We start from the raw sequence: 20,415 nt of genomic DNA on the forward strand, positions 1-20,415 counted from the left end.
GCGCTACTTCTCGCGCAGCAAGCGGAACGCGGTCGAGGCCCCCCAACCCGAGGCGATGGCGATGACCAGCGACATCAGCCCGTACCAGACCGGTTGCTGGCGGGACATGTTGTACAGGAAACGCTCCAGCCCGACCTTGCGGACATCGATGGTGGTTTCGTATTGCGACACAACCTCGCCGCCCCGGGTCAGGAAGATGCGCGCCTTGTAGTCGCCTTCGGTCAGGTCGGCCGGCATGTCGATTGAGGTGCGGAACAGGGTTTGTTCATCGACCGCAACGGTGTTTTCCCGGATCGAATACAAGTGTTCGCTTTCCCGTATGCGCACCACCGCCTCGGCGAAGTCCTGAGCGCCGCGAATATGCATGGCCGCCCCGACCGAGCGGATGGCGCGTTCAATGGAAATCCGATAGCGCAGGTCCTCGGTATCGGTCAGGATCTGGTTGAACGGGCCGCTGGTTGCAACGGCATAAAAACTTGGGGCCGAGTCGACCAGAACGCTGTCCACGTTCACCCATATCCCCAGTTTGCGCTCTTTGCGGCGCACCATCACCGGCTCGGACGGCCCGGCGACAGCCACGATAACCTCAAGCGGTGGTCCGGAGGGGATCGGGGCCTCGCGTTTGATGGCACCGAAGATCAGGATTTCCGAGCCGTCGAAATTCGCCGTGATGGCCACGCGGTCCTGGCTCAGGCCCAAAACGACCTGTTCGTCCACGGCGAAGGCGGGTTGGCCCAGAAGGCACAGAAGGGCGATGAGCGCGCGCAGAGCCATCAGTGCCCCCCCTCAGCGCCAAGGGAAAACAGCTCGGACGGTTGCAGCAGCAGGTCCAGCGCCAGTTTTCCGCAGACCACAAGAACCAGCGCCGCCAGCAAGACACGCAGCTGTTCTGCGGGCATGCGGGCGCCGATCACCGTGCCGATCTGGGCCCCGACGACGCCGCCGATCAGCAGCAGAACCGCCAGAACCACGTCGACAGTGTAGTTCGTTGTCGCGTGCAGCATGGTCGTGAAGGCGGTCACGAAGATAATCTGAAACAGCGAGGTGCCGACAACCACCTTGGTCGGCATGCCCAGCAGATAGATCATCGCAGGCACCATGATGAACCCGCCGCCCACACCCATGATGGCCGACAGGACCCCGACGCAAAGCCCGACCAGAACCGGCGGGATGACCGAGATATACAGGCCCGATGTGCGAAACCGCATCTTGAACGGCATCGCGTGCACCCAGCCCCGCTGCCGCCGTTTTGCGGGCGCGCCGCCGCCTTTCTTGGCCTTGCGCAGCGCGCGCAGGCTTTCGACGAACATCAGGCTGCCGATGACCCCAAGGAAGATGACGTAGCACAGCGTCACCAGCAGATCGACCTGGCCCAGGCTTTTGAGGTAGTTGAACACAACCACCCCCAGCGCGGCCCCGATCAACCCCCCGGTTAGCAGGACCGTCCCCATCCTGAAATCCACGGTTTTTCGTCGGAAATGCGCCAGCACACCTGAAAAGGACGAGGCCACGATCTGGTTGGCCTCGGTCGCGACGGCCACGGCGGGGGGGATGCCGATGAAGAACAGAAGCGGCGTCATCAGAAAGCCGCCGCCAACCCCGAACATGCCCGACAGAATACCCACCATACCGCCAAGCCCCAGCAGCAGGAAGGCGTTGACAGAGACTTCGGCAATCGGAAGGTAAATCTGCATGGTGTCTCTTAAGCAAGCCCCGGACCGGCGGGGTGCGCGGCCAGGCTGATTCCAAAATTGTTACGAACGGCTTGCACGTAGCACCACAGTCCGGGTGATGCGCAACCCGCCTCACCCAGATGCTTTTTGAACCCGAATGGCAAAGGGTACACGCGCATACCCCTTTAGAACGGTTGCGACATGCAAAATCAACACTGCATGCCGCTCTGCAGCGAACAGGACTGAGTTTTGGTTCGGAACTGGACCTATCACCGTTCCTTGACGTAAGGCTCGCCGCCTGCGCGCGGGGGGATGGCCTTGCCGACGAAACCGGCCAGAATCACCACGGTCAGGATGTAGGGCAGGGCGTCCATGACCTGCACCGGAATGATAACGCCGCCCAGATCGATGTTCTGGAACCGCAGCGCGACCGCCTGCAGCAGCCCGAACAGCAGACAGGCCCACATGGCATGCCAGGGCCGCCATTTCGCGAAGATCAGCGCTGCCAGCGCGATAAAGCCACGGCCAGCGGTCATTTCCTTGACGAACCCGGCTTGCAGGGCCGTCGCCAGATAGGCCCCTGCGATACCGCACAGAATGCCGCAAATGGCAACGGCGGCATAGCGCAGGCCGACCACGGACACACCGGCGGTGTCCACCGCTGCCGGGTTTTCGCCCACCGCCCGCAGGCGCAGACCGAACCGGGTGCGGAACAGGATCCACCATGTCAAAGGCACCATCAGAAAGGCGACATAAACGAGGATCGAGTGCCCGGACAGCAGCTCGGAATAAACCAACTCCACCGGATTCGCATCGGACATCAGGTCCGAGACCGAGCGGCCGCTCAGTTCGGCATCTTCGGGACCGATGGCATAGGGAAACTCGGCGGATTCAAAGCGTCCGCCGCCAAACAGCGATGGGGTGCGGCCGCCCTGCTGGAACCAGCTTTGGGCAATCAGCACCGTCAGGCCAGACGCAAGGAAGTTGATCGCCACGCCCGAGATCAACTGATTGCCCCGGAACGTGATCGAGGCAAAGCCGTGCAACGCGGACAGAACCAGCGAGGCCGCGATACCTGCCAGCAGCCCCAGCCAGACCGAGCCGGTCACGGCGGCAACGGCGGCAGAGAAGAAGGCCGACATCAGCATCTTGCCTTCAAGCCCGATGTCGAAAATGCCCGCGCGTTCGGAATAGAGCCCCGCCAGACAGGCCAGCAGCAGCGGCGTGGCCAGACGGATGGTCGAATCGAGGATCTGGATGAGTGTTAAGAAAAACTCCATCACTCCGCCCCTTTCCGCAGGCTCAGAAACAGCTTCTCAAGCGGCATGCGCACCATATTGTCCAGCGCCCCGGTGAACAGGATCACCAGCGCCTGAATGACCACGATCAGCTCGCGCGGGATCGAGGTCCAGAGCGCCAGTTCGGCACCGCCCTGATACAGGAACCCGAACAGCAGCGCGGCCAGAAATACGCCGAAGGGATGCGACCGGCCCATCAGTGCCACGGCAATCCCGATAAAGCCCGCGCCTTCGGTCGAGTTCAGGACCAGCCGCTCTGCCTCACCCATCACGTTGTTGATCGCCATCAGACCGGCCAGAGCGCCCGAGATCAGCATGGCGATGATGGTGATCCGCACCGGTGAGATGCCCGCATACACGGCGCCGGTTTCCGAATGGCCATAGGCGCGGATTTCATAGCCCAGACGGGTGCGCCAGATCAGCGCCCAGACCACGAAACAGGCCAGGATCGCCACGAAGAACGAGATATTCGCAGGCGCGCCCCGGAACACCACGTTTTCGGCGGTCGAGAACATCGACTGGAAGGTCGGCAGATGCACCGCCTCGGGGAACCGCGCGGTGGCCGGGTCCTGCGAGCCTTGCGGGCGCATCACGTTGACCAGCATGTAATTCAGGAAAGCCGCGGCGATGAAGTTGAACATGATTGTGGTGATCACGATATGGCTGCCGCGCTTGGCCTGCAGATAGGCCGGAATCGCGGCCCATGCTGCGCCAAAGATCATCGACCCGACACAGGCGGCCAGCAGGGCGATGCTCCAATGCGGCCACGGGATGTACAGGCAGACCATCGCAACGCCCAGCCCGCCTAGCATCGCCTGACCTTCGCCACCGATGTTGAACAGCCGGGCGTGGAAGGCCACGGCCACCGCCAGCCCGGTGAACATGAAGTTGGTGGCGTAATACAGCGTATAGCCCCAGCCATAGGTCGACCCCAGCGCGCCCGTGACCATCAGGTTCACGGCCTCGACCGGGTTTTTACCAATGGCGAGGATCACCAGCGCCGACAGGATGGCGGCCAGCATCAGACTGATCAGCGGGATCAGAACGACATCGGCCCATTTTGGCATCTTTTCCATGTCTTACGCGGCCTCGCCCGCAACACCGGCCATCAGCAGGCCCAGTTCTTTTTCATCGGTCTCTGCGGGCAGGCGCTCGCCCATGATATGCCCGTCGAACATCACCGCGATCCGGTCGGATAGCGAGAAGATTTCCTCCAGTTCCACCGAGACCAGCAGGATCGCCTTGCCCTGATCGCGCAGGGCGACGATCTGTTTGTGAATGAACTCGATCGCGCCGATATCCACGCCGCGTGTGGGCTGGCCGACCAGCAGCAGGTCGGGATTGCGCTCGATCTCGCGCGCGACGACGATTTTTTGCTGGTTGCCGCCCGAAAAGCTTTTGGCCGCAAGCCACGGGTCGGGCGGGCGGACATCGAATTTCTCGATCTTGGCTTCGGTGTCGGCGCGCAGGGCGGCGTTGTCCATGAAAATGCCGCGCTGATAGGCCGGGTCGCGGTGATAGCCGAAGGCGACGTTTTCCCAGGCGTGGAAATCCATGATCAGACCTTCGCGCTGCCGGTCCTCGGGCACATGGGCGATATGCTGGGCGCGCCGCGCCTGCCCGTCCGATCCCGGCCCGCTGAGCGCCAGCGGTGCGCCGTTCAGCCGGATCGTGCCCTGACCGGGGCGCATCCCGCCCAGAACTTCCAGCAGTTCCGACTGACCGTTTCCCGCAACACCGGCAATGCCCACGATCTCACCGGCGCGGACGGTCAGGTCGATGCCTTTGACCCGCTCAACCCCGGCCTGATCGAACACGCGCAGGTTTTCGACCTCGAGAACCGGCTTGCCTGGCCGCGCGGGAACCTTGTCGACCTGCAACAGCACCTTGCGGCCCACCATCAGCTCGGCGAGGTGTTCTGGGCTGGTCTCAGAGGTTTTGACCGTGGCCGTCATCTCACCCCGGCGCATCACCGACACGGTGTCGGTGTTTTCCATGATCTCGCGCAGCTTGTGCGTGATCACGATGATCGTCTTGCCCTCGGACCGCAGCCGGTCGAGGATGCGGAACAGCTGATCCGCCTCGGCAGGCGTCAGCACGCCGGTGGGCTCGTCAAGGATCAGAATCTCGGCCTTGCGGTATAGCGCTTTGAGGATCTCGACCCGCTGCTGCATCCCCACGCCGATCTCGTCGATGCGCTTGTCGGGGTCGACGAACAGCTCGTATTCTTCCTCGAGCTCTTTCAGTTCCTTCCGGGCCTTGGCCAGCGACGGGGCCAGCAGCCCGCCATCCTCGGCCCCCAGAACGATGTTTTCCAGAACGGTGAAGTTTTCCACCAGTTTGAAATGCTGGAACACCATCCCGATACCCGCAGCAATCGCCGCCTGGCTGTCGGGGATGTCCGTCCGGGTCCCGTTGATCCAGATCTCGCCCTTGTCGGCCTTGTAGAAGCCGTAAAGGATGCTCATCAGCGTGGATTTGCCCGCACCGTTTTCACCGATGATCCCGTGGATCGTGCCGGGGGCGACGCTGATGGAAATGTCTTTGTTGGCCTGAACCGGCCCAAAGGCCTTGGAAATCCCTTTGAGCTCTATGGCGGGGACGGTCATGTCTTGTCCTCAGTTGCCGAAAGGGCCGCGCGGATCGCGGCAGAGTGGAAAGCGGGGCGGCAGCCAGACCCACCGCCCCGCATGATATCAGAACTGCAGTGCCGGGCAGCTGTCGTTCTCGTAATAGCTGACGACGGAAATGTCGCCATCGATGATGCTCTTGCGTGCGGCATCGACCGCATCGCTCATCTCGCCCGAGACAAGCTCTTTGTTGTTGTCATCAATTGCAACGCCAACGCCATCTTCGGCCAGACCCATGGTGAACACACCGGTTTCAACGCTGTCACCCGCCTTCATCGCTTCGTAGACGGCAACGTCCACGCGTTTCAGCATCGAGGTCAGGACCTTGCCGGGGTGCAGGTGGTTCTGGTTGCTGTCCACGCCGATCGACAGGATGCCTTCGTCGGCTGCGGTCTGCAGAACGCCCACGCCGGTGCCGCCTGCGGCAGCATAGATCACGTCAGCGCCCTGGCTGATCTGCGCCTTGGTCAGTTCGGACCCCTTCACCGGGTCGTTCCACGCTGCCGGAGTGGTGCCGGTCATGTTGGCGACCACGTTGATATCCGGATTCACCGCCTTGGCCCCTTGCGCGTAACCGCAGCCGAAATGGCGGATCAGCGGAACGTCCATGCCGCCGATGAAACCGACCGTGCCGGATTTCGAGGCCATCGCGGCCATCATGCCGACCAGGTACGAGCCCTCATGCTCGGCAAAGCCCACCTGACGCAGGTTCGGCGCGTCCAGCCAGGTTACGTCGACCACAACAAAGGTTGTATCCGGATAATCGGGGGCAACGGCGCTGAGCGGATCAGCCATGCCAAATCCCATGGTGATGATCGGGTTCGAACCCGCTTCGGCAAAACGGCGCAGCGCCTGTTCGCGCTGGGCTTCGGACTGCATTTCGATCTCGCGATAGGTGCCGCCGGTTTCATCCGCCCAACGCTGCGCACCGTTATAGGCCGCTTCGTTGAACGACTTGTCGAACTTGCCGCCCAGGTCAAAGATCAGGGCCGGTTCGGCCAAAGCTGCGCCAGCCGTCAGTGCAACCGCAGCGGCCGCGCCCATCAAAGATTTCATCAGGGTCATTTGTTACTCCCGTTGGTTTTATCGGTTCCGGACCAAGATAGCCCTGTTTACCCACTCAGAGCGAGCATAACCGTTGTGATGGCGGGAATTAAGGACGTTTGCAACAGGAAGGGTCAACTGGTTTTTGACCAGTTGGTCGAAAAATATGCGTTTGCAGTCAGGGCAGGCTGCGTTCCATCATGATCGCATCGGTGTTTTCACCGTTTTTGCGGGCGTAATAGGCTTTGCGCAGGCCGCAGGGGCGGTAATTGCAGCTTTCGTAGAGTGCAATTGCGGCTGCATTATCTGCCGCCACGTCAAGAAATGCGCGCCGCGCGCCCAGTTCCCGGGCGCGGATATGCCAGGTTTCCATGCCCTGCCGCGCCAGACCCTGCCTTTGATGAGCGGGGTGAGTCGCAATGGTCAGCAACTCGGCCTCATCCGCGATGACTTGAAACAGGGCGAAGCAGTGCGCGTTGCCTGTCGCATGGGTGAATCGGTTGGCCAGAAGGTCGGCGAACTCGTCAGCGGTCCACGGGCGCGCCTGTGTGAAGGCCGCGGCGTGGATCAGGGCCATGTCCTGCGGGGTCATCCGTCCAGAAGCGCCGGCGGAATATCGCTGGACGGCGCGGCGTCGGCGGGGCGCACATATAGCGGTGCCGGAGAGGTGCGCGTGTCAGGCCAGCGCTGCGCTGCGATCCGGGCGATGGCCTGTGCTTGCCGAGCCGGATCGTCGTTGAAATACAAGGGTCCCAAGATTTCCGCCTCGGCCCTTGGCAGCAGGCGCGGCGCGGTCTCGGGCAACTGGACATAAACCTGATCTCGGGGCGCGGAAATGGCCGGAAGCCGTCCTTGCGGGGCAAGCGCGGTCAGGGCGTCGAACCCTGAAACGCCCACAGCGGGAACACCCAGCCCAAGGGCGAGCCCGCGCGCTGCTGAGACCGAGATGCGGATGCCGGTGAAGTTGCCGGGGCCAACGCCGACGCCGATAGCATCCAAGGTGCGCCACGTGCAGTTCGCCTCGGCCAGAACCTCTTCCAGCAGGGGCATCAGCCGTTCTGCCTGCCCGCGCGACATTGCTTCGGCGTGCGCGGTGACAATCTCATCACCACGCAACAAAGCGGCCGCGCAATGCGCGGCCGATGTGTCGAAAGCCAGTATCGTCGCGTCAGACAGCAACAGGGCGTACCTCGGTCACTTCGGGAATGTAGTGGCGCAGCAAGTTCTCGATGCCCATTTTCAGCGTCAGGGTCGAGGACGGGCAGCCCGCGCAGGCCCCCTGCATGTGCAGATAGACCACGCCGCGATCAAACCCGTGGAAGGTGATGTCGCCACCGTCCTGAGCCACCGCCGGACGCACCCGGCTGTCCAGCAGGTCTTTGATCTGGTTGACGATTTCGGCGTCCTCGCCGGAATGCTCGGCATGGCCCGAGGCGGTTTCGGCACCGGCACCCATGACCGGCTGACCGGACTGGTAATGCTCCATCACGGCACCAAGGATCGCGGGTTTGATGTGATCCCACTGCACGTCGTCGGATTTGGTCACGGTGACGAAATCATTGCCGAAAAACACGCCGGTGACGCCGTTCACCGCAAAGATGCGCTTGGCGAGCGGGGATTTCTCCCCGGCCTCGGCGGTTGGAAAGTCCGCAGTTCCGGCCTCAAGCACCGTTTGGCCGGGCAAAAACTTCAGGGTCGCCGGGTTCGGGGTGGATTCGGTCTGAATGAACATGGGGACAGCTCCGTCTATGGTGCCCCTGATATGCGGGCAGGCGCTTGGGAAGTCAAGATTTGGAACCGTTCTAAATTGCCGTGGCGTGGTTTATTGCGCTCTTAAGCCGGTCATCGCCCCAAAACAGCTCATCCCCGACCACAAAGCTGGGCGCGCCGAACAGGCTGTTTTCCTTGGCGCGCGTGGACTGATCAAACAAGGCGGCTTTGATCTCCGGCTCTTTTGCGCGATCCATCAGGTCCAACGGCAGCCCTGCCTTGGCAAGGCAGTCGCCAAGCACATCTGAATCCGAGATATTGCGGCCTTCCCCAAACTCCGCCGCATAAACCGCCCGCACAAACGCCGCGCGCTGGTCGGCATGGTCAATCACCAGGGTCAGGCGCGCCGCGTGCAGGCCGTTTTGCGGAAAGGGATCGGGCCGGTGGAACGGCAAACCGCGTTCGGCACACAGCCGTTCCATGTCGCGCCACATATAGCGCCCCTTGGCGGGGTAGATATTGAACGGAGAGTTATCCCACCCCTGTTCCGCAAAGATCGGCCCCAACAAGAACGGCTGCCAATCGACAGAGACGCGTTTCTCCGCCGCAAGCCGCTCGATGCGCATCGCGCTCAGATAGGAGTAGGTCGAGGCGAATTCGAACCAGAACTGAACCGTTGCGCCCATAGCCAGACCTCAGGTGATTTCTTCCAGCTTTTCCTTGCTCAGATCGCCGGGCACGATGGTGATCGGAATCGGCAGGCTGCCCGAGTTGCGGGTCAATTGGGTGACCAGCGGGCCGGGGCCTTTCTTGTCGGTGCCGGCGCCCAGCACCAAAACACCGATTTCCGGGTCGGCCTGGACGTGTTCGATGATCTGCGGAACCGGGTCGCCTTCGCGAATGGCCAACTCGGGTTCAACGTCCTGCTTGTCGCGCATCCATTTCGCAAAAACCTCGAAATGGGCGTGGATACGTTCGCGCGCTTCTTCGCGCATGACCTCGGCAACACCGATCCAGTGGTTGAACTCATCGGGCGGAATGACCGACAGGATGGTCACACCGCCGCCGGTATGCGCCGCGCGCATCGCGGCAAACCGCATCGCGTTCAGGCATTCGCGGCTGTCATCCAGAACTACTAAGAACTTGCGCATGGGTGTCCTCTGTACTTTCGGGGATCATGCCCCACCGCGTGCGGGCTGGCAACTCGGGCGATCCCTCTACCCGTGCTAGCGTTCACTTGCCGCCCAATCCCAGTAAAGCGCGCGGGCGCGGCGGGCGATAGGGCCAATCTGGAATTGTGTATCGTCCAACGCCGTGACCGGGGTGATCTTGTTCATGTTTCCGGTCATGAACACCTCATCCGCCTGATGGAAATCGTCGAAGCCAAGGATGTCTTCGTGCACCGTCACCCCATCGGCGCGCAGGTTGTCGATGTGGCGCGCACGGGTGATCCCGGCCAGGAACGTGCCGTTGGGGACCGGGGTGAACACCTCACCATCCTTGACCAGAAAGATATTGGCGGTCGCGGTTTCCGCCACATTCCCCATCGCATCGGCGACTAAAGCGTTGGAAAAGCCCTTGGCGCGCGCCTCTGTCAGCATCCGCGCATTGTTGGGGTAAAGGCACCCGGCCTTGGCGTTCACCACGGCGTTTTCCAGAACCGGACGCCGGAACCGCGTGGTCGTCAAAGTGGCCGAGGCGGTTTCCGGCGCCATCGGAATTTCCTCAAGGCAGATTGCAAAGCCGGTGCTGTTTTCCTGCGGGACGATGGCGGTATGATCGCCGTCCAGCCCCCAATACATCGGCCGGATATAGACCGCAGCGCCAGGCGCATAGGCCTGCAACCCGTCCCGGACCAGATCGACCATCTGCTCGGCCGTAACAGTCGGGGTCAGCATCAGCGCCTCGGCCGAGCGATTCACGCGGGCGCAATGGGCCAGAAGATCGGGGGCCAGACCCTCGAAAAACCGCGCACCGTCAAACACCGATGACCCCAGCCATGCGCCGTGGTCCGCCGCCCGCATAATGGGGGCGTCGCCGTCATGCCACCGGCCTTCGAAATAGGTTCGGATGTTTTGTCCAACCGCCATGGTCCCCTCCGCTCGTTCCGGCGAAACCTAGGAGCGTGCGGCTGAGACGTCCAGAAGATTATCCCACCGGCAGCGGCAGAGCCTCGCGCTTGACCATCGTGCGCAGGGCAAAGTTTGAGCGGAGGTTGCGTATGCCCCGTATCTGCATCAGCCGATGTTCCAGAAACGCATCAAAGGCTTTCAGGTCCTTGGCGACAACGCGCAGCAGAATGTCACGCGACCCGGTCATCAGATAGCACTCCATCACCTCATCACAGCGGCGGATGGCCTTTTCGAACGAGTCGATGGCGGATCGGTCCTGCTTTTCCAGTTCGACCGAGATGAAGATCGTGACCCCGTAGCCCAGCAATTCGGGATCGACCTGCGCAGCGTAGCCCGTAATCAGCCCGTCGCGCTGCAACCTGTCCAGCCGTCTGGCGCAGGGGGTCGGCGACAGGCCGACATGCTCGGCCAGATCGATGACGGTCATGCGGCCATCTTTCTGCAACGCGCGTACTATTTTCCTATCAATTTTATCCATAGAGAAATTCTCCAACCAATCCCGCCAATGTAGAGTATTTCGCCAAAGTCGGTCAACACGAGGGCGTGCATTGGCGAAATTCGTTCCGATATTCGTGGCAGACTCGGTTCAACTTTTTCGGAGGAGAGCCATGGAAGTCACCCAGATAGACGCGCCGGGGCACGAGCGTGTGGTGGAATTCAAAGATCAAGCCTGCGGTCTTTCGGGCTATGTCGCAATTCACTCGACACAGTTGGGCCCGGCGGCGGGCGGCGTACGGATGCGGCATTACGGGCATCCCGCCGAGGCGCTGAATGACGCGCTGCGCCTGTCGCGGGGGATGACGTTCAAGAACGCCGCTGCGGACCTGCCATTGGGTGGTGGCAAGGCCGTGATCATCGGCGATCCGGCCTCGGACAAATCGCCGGAACTGCTGCGGGCCTTCGGGCGCGTGGTCCAGCACTTGGGCGGCCAGTACTGGACGGCCGAGGATATGGGCATGACCCCCGCCGACATGGCGCAGATCGGGTCCGAGACCAAATTTGTCGCCGGGCTGTCCGAGGGTGACTTTGCCAGCGGCGATCCGTCGCCGATCACGGCGCGGGGTATTTTCAACGCGATCCGTATTGCGGCGGCGCATCGGTTCGGCTCAGCCGATCTGACGGGGCACACGGTCTCGGTTCAGGGGTTGGGCAATGTCGGCTGGCACCTGTGCTGTCTGCTGCATGACAGCGGTGCGCACCTGATCGTCACAGATATCGATGCGCAGCAGATGGCGCGGGCAGAACGCCAATTTGGGGCGACATTGGTGGAAACGCACGAGATTTACGGCGTCGACGCCGATATCTTCGCCCCCTGCGCAATTGGCGGCATTCTGAACGACTCCAGCATCCCTCTGCTTCAGGTCGGGGCCGTTGCAGGCGGGGCGAACAACCAGCTTGCCACGGATGCGGATGCGGACCGGCTGCACGCGCGCGGTATCCTTTACGCTCCGGACTTTGTGGCAAATGGCGGCGGGATCGTGAATGTTGCCACCGAAATCCTGCAGGTCGCCGAGCGTGAGGTCTGGGTGAACCGCAGATTGCGGGCGCTTGAGCAGACGATGGACCGCATCCTGACCCGCGCCCGGGCCGAAGCGGTCAGCCCGCATGCCGTGGCGGAATCGATTGTTCAGGAGGTGCTGCGCCCGCAGGCCGCCTGACAAAAAACGCCGCCCCTTGGGGCGGCGCTTTCTTTGATTTGGATCAGGACTTTCCTGCGCCGACCATTCCGACAATGTCATAGGTCTGCTTCAGGATCGGCGCGGCAACCGCACGGGCCTTTTCCGACCCGCGTGCCAGAATCCGGTCGATTTCAGCCTCTTCCCCCATCAGCCGCGCCATCTCGGACGAGATTGGCGACAGTTTCGACACGGCCAGCTCGGCCAGCATCGGCTTGAACTCACCGAACTGCTTGCCACCGACCTCGGCCAGAACCTGCTCGGCGGTCTGATCGCTTAGCGCGGCGTAGATATTCACCAGATTGCGCGCCTCGGGACGTTCGGACAGACCGTCGATTTCCGAGGGCAGGGCCTCGGGGTCGGTCTTGGCCTTGCGAATCTTCTTGGCAATCGCATCCGCATCGTCGGTCATGTTGATCCGGGTCATGTCGGACGGGTCCGAGGATGACATCTTGCGCGACCCGTCGCGCAGGTTCATCACTCGCGGCGCAGGGCCGCCGATGACCGGTTCGGTCACCGGAAAGAAATCGACGCCATAGTCATGGTTGAACTTGATCGCGATATCGCGGGTCAATTCCAGATGCTGTTTCTGATCCTCACCCACCGGCACATGGGTGGCGTGATAGGTCAGAATATCCGCCGCCATCAGCGCCGGATAGGCAAACAACCCCAACGAGGCGTTCTGGGCATTCTTGCCCGCCTTGTCCTTGAACTGGGTCATCCGCTGCATCCAGCCAATGCGGGCGATGCAGTTGAAGATCCAGGCCAGTTGTGTGTGCTCGGGCACCTGGCTTTGGTTGAACAGGATCGATTTTTCAGGGTCCAGACCTGCGGCGATAAAGCCCGCGCAGACCTCGCGCGTTTTTTCGCGCAGACGGGCCGGGTCCTGCCAGACGGTGATCGCGTGCAGGTCGACCATGCAATAGATGGTCTGGAAATCTTCGCCCTGCATATCCACAAAACGCTTGAGCGCACCCAGGTAGTTGCCAAGGTGCAGGTTTCCCGAAGGCTGGATGCCGGAAAACACGCGCGGCGTGAATTGGGTTTCGGTCATCGAAGGGAACTCCCGTCTGGAAAAATCAGCCCCCGTCGCTTACCCATGAGGCCAAGGGACGTCAACAGCCGCGAAAGGCCAGCCCAATGAGCAGTGAGCATTATACGCCGCCCGTGAACCCTTTGCCGCCCGTTGTCGTGGCGCTGACATTGTTCATCATGGGTATCGAGGTGATCCTGTATCTGGGCTCACGCGGTCTTGTGGGCGGGCCATCGGCGGTGGGCTGGCGGCTGGATGCGCTGCAGCGATATACGTTTTCGCCCGATATCTTCGACTGGATGGTGCAGAACGGGCGCTGGCCGTTCGAGCATGTGATCCGCTTTGTCACCTATCCCTTTGTTTCGGCCAATTTCACGCAGGCGATCTTTGTCTGCGTCTTTGTTCTGGCCATGGGCAAGATGGTGGCCGAAGTCTTTGGCAGCGTCGCCATGCTGATCATCTTTGTGCTGTCCGGTGTGGGCGGTGCGCTGGCTTATGCGCTGCTGCTGGACCCGGCCTATCCGCTGGTCGGAGGGTTCCCGCCGGTCTACGGCCTGATCGGCGCATTCACCTGGCTGCTCTGGCGCAAACTGTCGCTGGTGGGGGAAAATCAATCCCGCGCTTTCAGTCTGATTGCGGTGCTGATGGGGATCCAGTTGCTGTTTGGCCTGATCTTTGGCGGAACATTGGATTGGGTGGCCGATCTGGGTGGGTTTGCCACCGGGTTCGGCCTGTCCTTCTTTCTGGCACCGGGCGGATGGGCGCGGATCCGGGGCCGTATCCGGCGCGATTGATCACGACCGGCGCAGGCTCTGTTTGAACTCGGACAGTTTGAACGCCCCCAACAGGTGGCCGAGGATGAAATAAGCGGCTGCCGCGATGGCGATCAGCATCAACAGCGCCAGATAACGCCAGCCCGGCACCTCGAACGTCCAGCCGAACAAGTGGATTGCAGCATAAAGCACGATACCCATCCCGATTGAGGCCCCCACGATCCGCCCCGCGCGCTGCCGGAACCGGTCATCAAAGCGCGCTTCCTCCCCCATCCGGCGCGCGCCGAGGGCCAGAAGCGCGACCATGGCCCAGCCTGCGGCTGAGGCGGCGATGGCCGGTGCGATCCAGCCCACGATCGGGTAAAGGCCAAAGGCCAACGCCGCGTTGACGATCATCGCAACGACGGCATAGCGGAACGGTGATTTTGTATCCTCGCGTGCGAAGAACAAAGGCTGCAACAGCTTTTGCAGCATGAAGGCGGGCAGCCCGACGCCATAGATCGCAACGGCTAGAGCGGTGGCGGCGGTATCTTCGGCACTGAACTGACCGCGCTGGAACAGGACCGAGACCAGCGCGTTGGGAATGATCAGAAACGCCACCGTTGACGGCAGGGTCAGTAGCAACGTGAACTCTCCGGCGCGGGAAAAGGCATTGCGGGCCCCGTCCTTATCGCCCGCACGCAAACGGCGCGAGAGGTCGGGCAGCAGGACGATGCCCACGGCGATGCCAACAACACCGAGCGGCAATTGATACAACCGGTCTGCGGCAAACAGCCAACTGACGGCCTTTTCGGTTTTCGAGGCCACCAGTTGCCCCACGACCAGATTGACCTGCGTCACCCCCATCGCCAGCGCGGCAGGGATCGCGATGCGCACCATGCGGCGCATCTCGGGCGTCAAACGCGGCAGGCCGGGGCGGATGCGGATACCCGCGCGTTCGGTGGCGACCCAGACCAGCGCCAGCTGTGCAACGCCTGCGATGGGGATGACGGTGATCAGCCAGCGAATGACCTCGCCCCCCGAGACGGCTCCGGCGATCAGGGCAGTGCAGGCAAAGATGTTCAGCAGGACCGGGGCCGCCGCTGCCGCTGCGAAGCGGCCCGTTGCATTCAGAACGCCGGAAAACAGCGCCGCCAGCGACATGAACAGGATGTAGGGGAAAACCACGTAACCATAATCGACCGCCAGATCGAAGCGTTCGTCGCCATAGAACCCCTCGGCCGTCAGCCAGACCAGGCCCGGCATGAACACCATCGCCAGCCCGACCAGCGCCAGTACAGCCACGGCCAGCAGGTTGAAGGCATCCTGTGCAAAGCCCTGCGCGTCGTCCTCCCCTTCCAGCCGCTTCGAGAACATCGGCACGAAGGCCGCGTTGAACGCGCCTTCGGCGAAGAAACGGCGGAACATGTTGGGCAGGCGGAAGGCGGCGACAAAAGCGTCCATCACCGGGCCGGGGCCGATATAGGCGGTTAGCAGAATCTCGCGCAGGAAGCCTAGTATCCGGCTGGCCAGAGTCCAGAACCCGACCGTGAACAGGCCCGAAAACAGCCGGATTTGCTTCATGACGCGGCGCGCTCCGCACCTTTGGTGATGGCATTGCGCAGCTTGGCCTCAAGGCCGCTCTGTTTGCTTTCCGAATGGTATTTCAGGCCGAACATGTCCTTGACATAGAACGTATCCACCACCTGTTCGCCATAGGTCGCTATCACCGCGTTGGCGATATAGACATTGGCGGCGGCCAGCGTGCGGGTCAGATCATAAAGCAGACCGGGCCGGTCACGGGTGTCGACCTCGATGATCGTGTAGATCTCGGACCCGTCATTGTCGAAGGTGATATGGGTCGGCACGTTGAAAGCCCGCTCGCGTTTCTTGATCTTGTCGCGGGATTTCAGCGCGTCGTGGGCGACGACTTCGCCCTTGAGGGTCTTGTGGATCATCTGGGTCAGGCGGGGCAGGCGGCTGGATTCGAAAGGGTGGCCTTCGGCATCCTGTATCCAGAACGCATCCGTCACATAGCCGTCCTTGGTGGTGTAGCTGCGCGCATCGACCACATTCGCACCGACCAGCGCCAGAGCACCCGCGATGCGGGCAAAGATGCCGGGGTGGTCCGCCATGGCGAAACAGGCCCGCGTGGCGTCGCGGTCTTCATCCGGGTGCAGGCGGATTTCCATCGCGCCGGGATCGCCGCTGGTTTCCAGCGCCAGCAGCATTTCGGCAAATTCCACATGGGTTGACAGGTTCAGACCCTGCCAATAGGGCGCATAATGCCGGCCGGTTTCGGCCTTGAGGTCCGCCTTGGACCACGACCCAAGCTCTGCGCGCAGGGCCTTTTTGGCCTCGGCCCCGCGATTGGCGCGGTTGAGGTCCTCCATCCCCGTCTCAAGCGCCCGCTTGGTTTCGGCATGCAGGGCGCGCAGCAGCGTGGCTTTCCAGTTGTTCCAGGTGTTGGGGCCGACGCCGCGAATGTCGCAGACTGTCAGCACCGTCAGCAGGTCCAGCCGCTTGACCGTCTGCACCGCCTTGGCGAAATCGCGCACGGTGCGCGGGTCCGAGATATCGCGCTTTTGCGCCATGTCCGACATCAGCAGGTGATAGCGCACCAGCCATTCCACCGTCTCGGCATCGGATTTGCTCAGGCCCAGCCGGGGCGCGACCTTGCGCGCAATCTGCGCCCCCAGAATCGAGTGATCTTCGGGCCGCCCCTTGGCGATATCGTGCAGCAGCAAAGCGACATACAGCACCTTGCGGTTGACCCCGCCCTTCAGGATTGACGAGGCCAGCGGCAGCGATTCCACCAGCTCCCCCCGTTCAATCTGGGCCAGGTTGACGATGCACTGGATCGTATGCTCATCCACCGTATAGCTGTGATACATGTTGAACTGCATCATCGCCACGATGTGTTCGAACTCGGGCAGAAAGGCCGACAGCACGCCCAGTTCGTTCATGCGCCGCAGGGCCCGTTCCGGGTTGCCGTGTTTCAGCATCAGGTCCAGGAAAATCCGCTGCGCCTCTTTGTCGTTGCGCATGTCCTTGTCGATCAGCGACAGGTTCGCCGCCACCAGACGCATGGCATCGGGGTGGATCAGCATGCCGGTCCGCAGGCCTTCTTCGAACAGGCGCAGCAGGTTCATCTTGTCGGACAGGAAGGCCTCGGGGTCGGCCACGTCCAACCGGCCATGCACCACCTTGTAGCCCGGTTTGACCCGCGGACGGCGGCGAAAGATGCGCTCCAGCAACGGCGCGGTCTTGATATGCTGCGCCTCGAGCTTGGTGAGGAAAATCCGGGTCAGTTCCCCCACGCGGGTGGCTTCGCGGAAATAGCGCTGCATGAAAACCTCGACCGCGCGGCGACCGGCCATGTCGTGGTATCCCATGCGATCGGCCACTTCGACCTGCAGGTCGAAGGTAAGCTGCTCGGTCGCCCGCCCGGTCACCAGATGCAGATGAGAGCGGACGGCCCAAAGAAAATCCTCGGCCCGGACAAAGGTCTGGAATTCTTCCGGCGTGAACAGGCCCAACGGCACCAGTTCGGCCACATCGTGCACGCCATAGACATATTTTGCGATCCAGTAGAGCGATTGCAGATCGCGCAGGCCGCCCTTGCCCTCTTTCACATTGGGCTCGACCATGTAGCGCTCACCCTGTTTCAGGTGGCGCGCATCCCGTTCCTGCAGCTTGGCTTCGATGAACTCGCGCTCGGTGCCTTTGAACAGATCGGATTTGAGCTGCGCCTCCAGCGCCTCGGCCAGCGCCCTGTCACCCGCAAGGTAGCGCTGTTCCAGCATGGCGGTGCGGATGGTGAAGTCATCGGCCCCCAGACGCAGGCAATCCTTGATGGTGCGCGAGGAATGACCGACCTTCAGCCGCAGATCCCACAGGATATAGAGCATGGATTCGATCACGCTCTCGGCCCAGGCGGTGATCTTGTAGGGTGTCAGGAACAGCAGATCAACATCGGATGCCGGGGCCATTTCCCCCCGCCCATAGCCGCCAACGGCCAGCACCGCGATCTTTTCCCCCCGCGTGGGCGTGGCCAGGGGATGCAGCCGCTGGCTCGAGATGCGCATGGCAGTACAGACAAGTTGGTCGGTCAGATAGGTATAGGACCGGGTCAGCGGGCGGGCGCTGAAGGGATGGGCGGCAAAAGCATCGGCAATTGCCTGACGACCCGTCTTTTGAGCCTCGCGCAGGATGCGTACGGTTTCAGACCGCATGGCGGCGTTGTCCGCACAGGACCTGAGCGCTTCGGCAAGCTGTGCCTCAACCCCGGTGCTGTCGAAAATGTCTTCGGCCGGGCAGATCAGGGTGCCGTCGGGCGGGGTGATCACGCCGGGCCGGTCAGAAACCGGCGCCAGAGAAGCTTTGTGGGGCAGGGTCAATCACAACCACCTGTTTATTCTGGATCGTGGCAACAGCCAGACCGCGTTCGTTGGTGCCGTTCGCGCGCAGGCGGAAGATGCCGCCGACGCCCTGAAAACCGGCGTTCTGTGTCAGGGCCGAGGCGGTCAGCGCATCGGATTTGCCCTGGCTCACCAGCGCTCCGATGGCGGCGATCCCGTCATAGGCCAGCCCGCTGATCGGGTGCGGGGCCTGACCGTAGGTGTTGTTGTAGCGCTGGCGATAGGCTTGTGCCTTGGCCGGATCGGGAAGCGCGAACCAGCCGCCCTGCACGCCGGGCAGTTCCAGCGTCTGGGGCGGGATATCCCAGCGGGTCAGGCCGATGAACTGCGTGGTCGACGGCGACACGCCGGCCTCGGGCAGCAGTTGCGAATACAGCGGCAGTGCTCCCGCCGTGGTGGCGGTCAGGAAAATGGAATCGGCCCCGGTAGAATCGACCGTGGCCTTGATCGCAGGAACCGAGTTGATGACCCCCTGCTGCGAGCGGTCATATCCGACGGTTCCGGCATTATTGACCCGGCTGCTGGCCAGCGCGCTGGCAATCGCCGCCTGGCCCAGTTGTCCGGCGGCATCGTTGCTGTGCACGATCACCGTGCCGGTCTTGCCTTGGCTGCCCGCATAGCGGACCAGCCGGTTGGCCGTGTTGTCGAAGGTCGGACCCAGAACAAACACATTGCCACCTGCGATGCTGGTATTGTTCGAGAAGGACAGCACGTTGACATTGTTGCTCAGCACCGCAAGGCCCGCCGCATTGGCGGCCTGCGCATAAACCGGCCCGAGGATGATCTTTGCCCCATCCGCCACCGCCTGCTGCGCCACGGCGGTTGCGGTGCTCGGGTTGCCCGCCGTGTCATAGACGCGCAGGTCGATCTGAACATTCGGCAGATCGGACATCGCCATGCGGGCTGCGTTTTCAAGGCTTTGCGCCAGCGCGGCATCGCCGGATTGCGGAACCAGCAGCGCCACGGGGACCGGATCGGAGGTGTTGATCGACGGCCCGCCGCCCAAGCCGCCCGGTTCACAGGCTGCCAGGAATACAGCGGTGGTCAGGGCAGCAGCGGCCTTCGCCAGCTTGCTTACGGGCTTGCAAACGGTAAACATCTAAATGAAAACTCCCTGATCCGGCGGCGCGGGGCGCTGCTGTTCTATCGAGCCGCGATAATAAACGTCACGCTGTGAGGGTCCAGCTTTGAATTTCCAAAAGATCAGATTGGCTGCGGGCCTGTATTTTGTTGCCACTCCGATCGGGACCGCGCGCGACATTACGCTCAGGGCACTGGATGTTCTGGCCTCGGCGGACATGATCGCCGCCGAAGACACCCGCAGCCTGCGGCGGCTGATGGAGATTCACGGCGTTCCCCTGGAGGGGCGGCGCATTCAGGCCTATCACGATCACAGCGGCGCAGGCGCGCGCGGCAAAATCCTTGAGGCTCTGGAACAGGGCCTCTCGGTTGCTTATGCGTCCGAGGCCGGAATGCCGCTGATCGCCGACCCCGGATACGATCTGGGGCGGCAGGCGTCCGAGGCCGGCCACAGCGTGACCTGCGCCCCCGGCCCGTCCGCCGCGCTGGCGGCGCTGACACTGGCGGGCCTGCCCACGGATGCGTTCTTTTTTGCCGGTTTCCTGCCCAATGCCGCTGGCGCCCGCCGCGCCCGCATCGAAGCGCTGCGCGACATCCCGGGAACGCTGGTGTTCTACGAATCGCCCAAGCGCGTGGCCAATTGCCTGTCGGATCTGGCCGAAGTGCTGGGCGCGGACCGGCAGGGTGCGTTGTGTCGCGAATTGACCAAGAAATTCGAAGAGGTCCGGCGCGGTTCATTGGGTGAGCTGGCCGAAGAGTATCGTGACAAAACCGTCAAGGGCGAGGTCGTCCTGCTGGTGGATCGCAGCCATTCGCAAAGCGTTAACGAATCTGACGTAGAAGAGGCACTTGTAAGAGCCCTGGAAACCCATTCGGTTCGGGACGCGGCGGATTTTGTGTCAGAGATGTACGATCTGCCGCGCCGTCCGATCTATCAGAAGGCTCTGAAACTGGGAAAGGGATAAC

Annotated in this window: 20 protein-coding genes; 3 read left to right on the forward strand and 17 right to left on the reverse strand. The window is 62.3% G+C overall.

The window, feature by feature from the left end; all coding sequences use genetic code 11:
- Positions 1-3 precede the first annotated feature (3 nt).
- From ACR0K1_RS11475 to ACR0K1_RS11535, 13 genes are all read right to left on the reverse strand, one after another.
- Positions 4-774, reverse strand: a complete 771-nt coding sequence (locus ACR0K1_RS11475; protein WP_480614251.1) for a TIGR02186 family protein — start codon at positions 772-774, stop codon at positions 4-6.
- Positions 774-1,694, reverse strand: a complete 921-nt coding sequence (locus tag ACR0K1_RS11480; RefSeq protein WP_480614253.1) for a sulfite exporter TauE/SafE family protein — start codon at positions 1,692-1,694, stop codon at positions 774-776. Before ACR0K1_RS11480 ends, ACR0K1_RS11475 begins: the two co-directional genes overlap by 1 nt.
- A gap of 248 nt (positions 1,695-1,942) precedes the next feature.
- On the reverse strand, positions 1,943-2,953 hold the full coding sequence (locus ACR0K1_RS11485; protein ID WP_480614255.1) for an ABC transporter permease: 1,011 nt from the start codon (positions 2,951-2,953) through the stop codon (positions 1,943-1,945).
- A complete protein-coding gene (locus ACR0K1_RS11490) occupies positions 2,953-4,047 on the reverse strand; it encodes an ABC transporter permease (RefSeq protein ID WP_480850669.1) in 1,095 nt (364 codons plus the stop codon). The genes ACR0K1_RS11485 and ACR0K1_RS11490 overlap by 1 nt, the downstream gene beginning before the upstream one ends.
- 3 nt (positions 4,048-4,050) lie before the next feature.
- On the reverse strand, positions 4,051-5,580 hold the full coding sequence (locus ACR0K1_RS11495) for an ABC transporter ATP-binding protein (RefSeq protein ID WP_480614258.1): 1,530 nt from the start codon (positions 5,578-5,580) through the stop codon (positions 4,051-4,053).
- Positions 5,581-5,667: 87 nt separating this feature from the next.
- On the reverse strand, positions 5,668-6,666 hold the full coding sequence (locus tag ACR0K1_RS11500) for a BMP family lipoprotein (RefSeq protein WP_480614260.1): 999 nt from the start codon (positions 6,664-6,666) through the stop codon (positions 5,668-5,670).
- Positions 6,667-6,823: 157 nt separating this feature from the next.
- Entirely contained in the window at positions 6,824-7,237 is a 414-nt protein-coding gene (locus ACR0K1_RS11505; protein WP_480850672.1) for a GNAT family N-acetyltransferase, read from the reverse strand.
- Entirely contained in the window at positions 7,234-7,824 is a 591-nt protein-coding gene (tsaB, locus tag ACR0K1_RS11510) for a tRNA (adenosine(37)-N6)-threonylcarbamoyltransferase complex dimerization subunit type 1 TsaB (RefSeq protein WP_480850674.1), read from the reverse strand. Before tsaB ends, ACR0K1_RS11505 begins: the two co-directional genes overlap by 4 nt.
- Positions 7,814-8,377, reverse strand: a complete 564-nt coding sequence (locus ACR0K1_RS11515) for a NifU family protein (RefSeq protein ID WP_480614265.1) — start codon at positions 8,375-8,377, stop codon at positions 7,814-7,816. The genes tsaB and ACR0K1_RS11515 overlap by 11 nt, the downstream gene beginning before the upstream one ends.
- A gap of 70 nt (positions 8,378-8,447) precedes the next feature.
- Positions 8,448-9,041, reverse strand: a complete 594-nt coding sequence (locus tag ACR0K1_RS11520; protein WP_480614267.1) for a DsbA family protein — start codon at positions 9,039-9,041, stop codon at positions 8,448-8,450.
- Between the two features lie 9 nt (positions 9,042-9,050).
- Positions 9,051-9,506 (reverse strand): universal stress protein, encoded by a 456-nt coding sequence (locus tag ACR0K1_RS11525; RefSeq protein ID WP_480614269.1) that lies wholly within the window; start codon positions 9,504-9,506, stop codon positions 9,051-9,053.
- Positions 9,507-9,581: 75 nt separating this feature from the next.
- Positions 9,582-10,445: a branched-chain amino acid aminotransferase gene (locus tag ACR0K1_RS11530; RefSeq protein ID WP_480614271.1), complete on the reverse strand. Its 864-nt coding sequence runs from the start codon at positions 10,443-10,445 to the stop codon at positions 9,582-9,584.
- Positions 10,446-10,503: 58 nt separating this feature from the next.
- On the reverse strand, positions 10,504-10,965 hold the full coding sequence (locus tag ACR0K1_RS11535; protein ID WP_480614273.1) for an Lrp/AsnC family transcriptional regulator: 462 nt from the start codon (positions 10,963-10,965) through the stop codon (positions 10,504-10,506).
- A 130-nt stretch (positions 10,966-11,095) separates the two neighbouring features.
- Here ACR0K1_RS11535 and ACR0K1_RS11540 point away from each other — a divergent pair, with 130 nt between their 5' ends.
- The gene (locus ACR0K1_RS11540; RefSeq protein ID WP_480614275.1) at positions 11,096-12,145 is read left to right on the forward strand and encodes a Glu/Leu/Phe/Val family dehydrogenase; all 1,050 of its coding nucleotides are present in this window, start codon (positions 11,096-11,098) and stop codon (positions 12,143-12,145) included.
- Positions 12,146-12,188: 43 nt separating this feature from the next.
- Here the strand turns inward: ACR0K1_RS11540 and trpS are convergent, their stop codons facing one another.
- Positions 12,189-13,217: a tryptophan--tRNA ligase gene (gene trpS / locus ACR0K1_RS11545; protein WP_480850678.1), complete on the reverse strand. Its 1,029-nt coding sequence runs from the start codon at positions 13,215-13,217 to the stop codon at positions 12,189-12,191.
- An 86-nt stretch (positions 13,218-13,303) separates the two neighbouring features.
- Between trpS and ACR0K1_RS11550 the strand changes: the two genes are divergently transcribed.
- Positions 13,304-13,990 (forward strand): rhomboid family intramembrane serine protease, encoded by a 687-nt coding sequence (locus ACR0K1_RS11550; RefSeq protein WP_480614279.1) that lies wholly within the window; start codon positions 13,304-13,306, stop codon positions 13,988-13,990.
- On the opposite strand, the gene murJ is transcribed toward ACR0K1_RS11550, so the two are convergent.
- From murJ to ACR0K1_RS11565, 3 genes are read right to left on the reverse strand one after another with little or no spacing between them, the layout of a single operon-like run.
- Positions 13,991-15,532, reverse strand: coding sequence for a murein biosynthesis integral membrane protein MurJ (murJ, locus tag ACR0K1_RS11555; RefSeq protein WP_480614281.1), 1,542 nt, complete (start codon positions 15,530-15,532; stop codon positions 13,991-13,993). It lies immediately after the preceding gene.
- Positions 15,529-18,348, reverse strand: coding sequence for a [protein-PII] uridylyltransferase (locus ACR0K1_RS11560; protein WP_480614283.1), 2,820 nt, complete (start codon positions 18,346-18,348; stop codon positions 15,529-15,531). The genes murJ and ACR0K1_RS11560 overlap by 4 nt, the downstream gene beginning before the upstream one ends.
- Complete coding sequence (locus ACR0K1_RS11565; protein ID WP_480614285.1) at positions 18,308-19,468, reverse strand: penicillin-binding protein activator; 1,161 nt, start codon at positions 19,466-19,468, stop codon at positions 18,308-18,310. The genes ACR0K1_RS11560 and ACR0K1_RS11565 overlap by 41 nt, the downstream gene beginning before the upstream one ends.
- Before the next feature lie 88 nt (positions 19,469-19,556).
- Here ACR0K1_RS11565 and rsmI point away from each other — a divergent pair, with 88 nt between their 5' ends.
- Positions 19,557-20,414: a 16S rRNA (cytidine(1402)-2'-O)-methyltransferase gene (gene rsmI, locus ACR0K1_RS11570; RefSeq protein WP_480614287.1), complete on the forward strand. Its 858-nt coding sequence runs from the start codon at positions 19,557-19,559 to the stop codon at positions 20,412-20,414.
- The last annotated feature ends 1 nt before the right edge of the window (position 20,415 follow it).

The sequence above is a fragment of the Ruegeria sp. F5 genome (assembly GCF_056533845.1).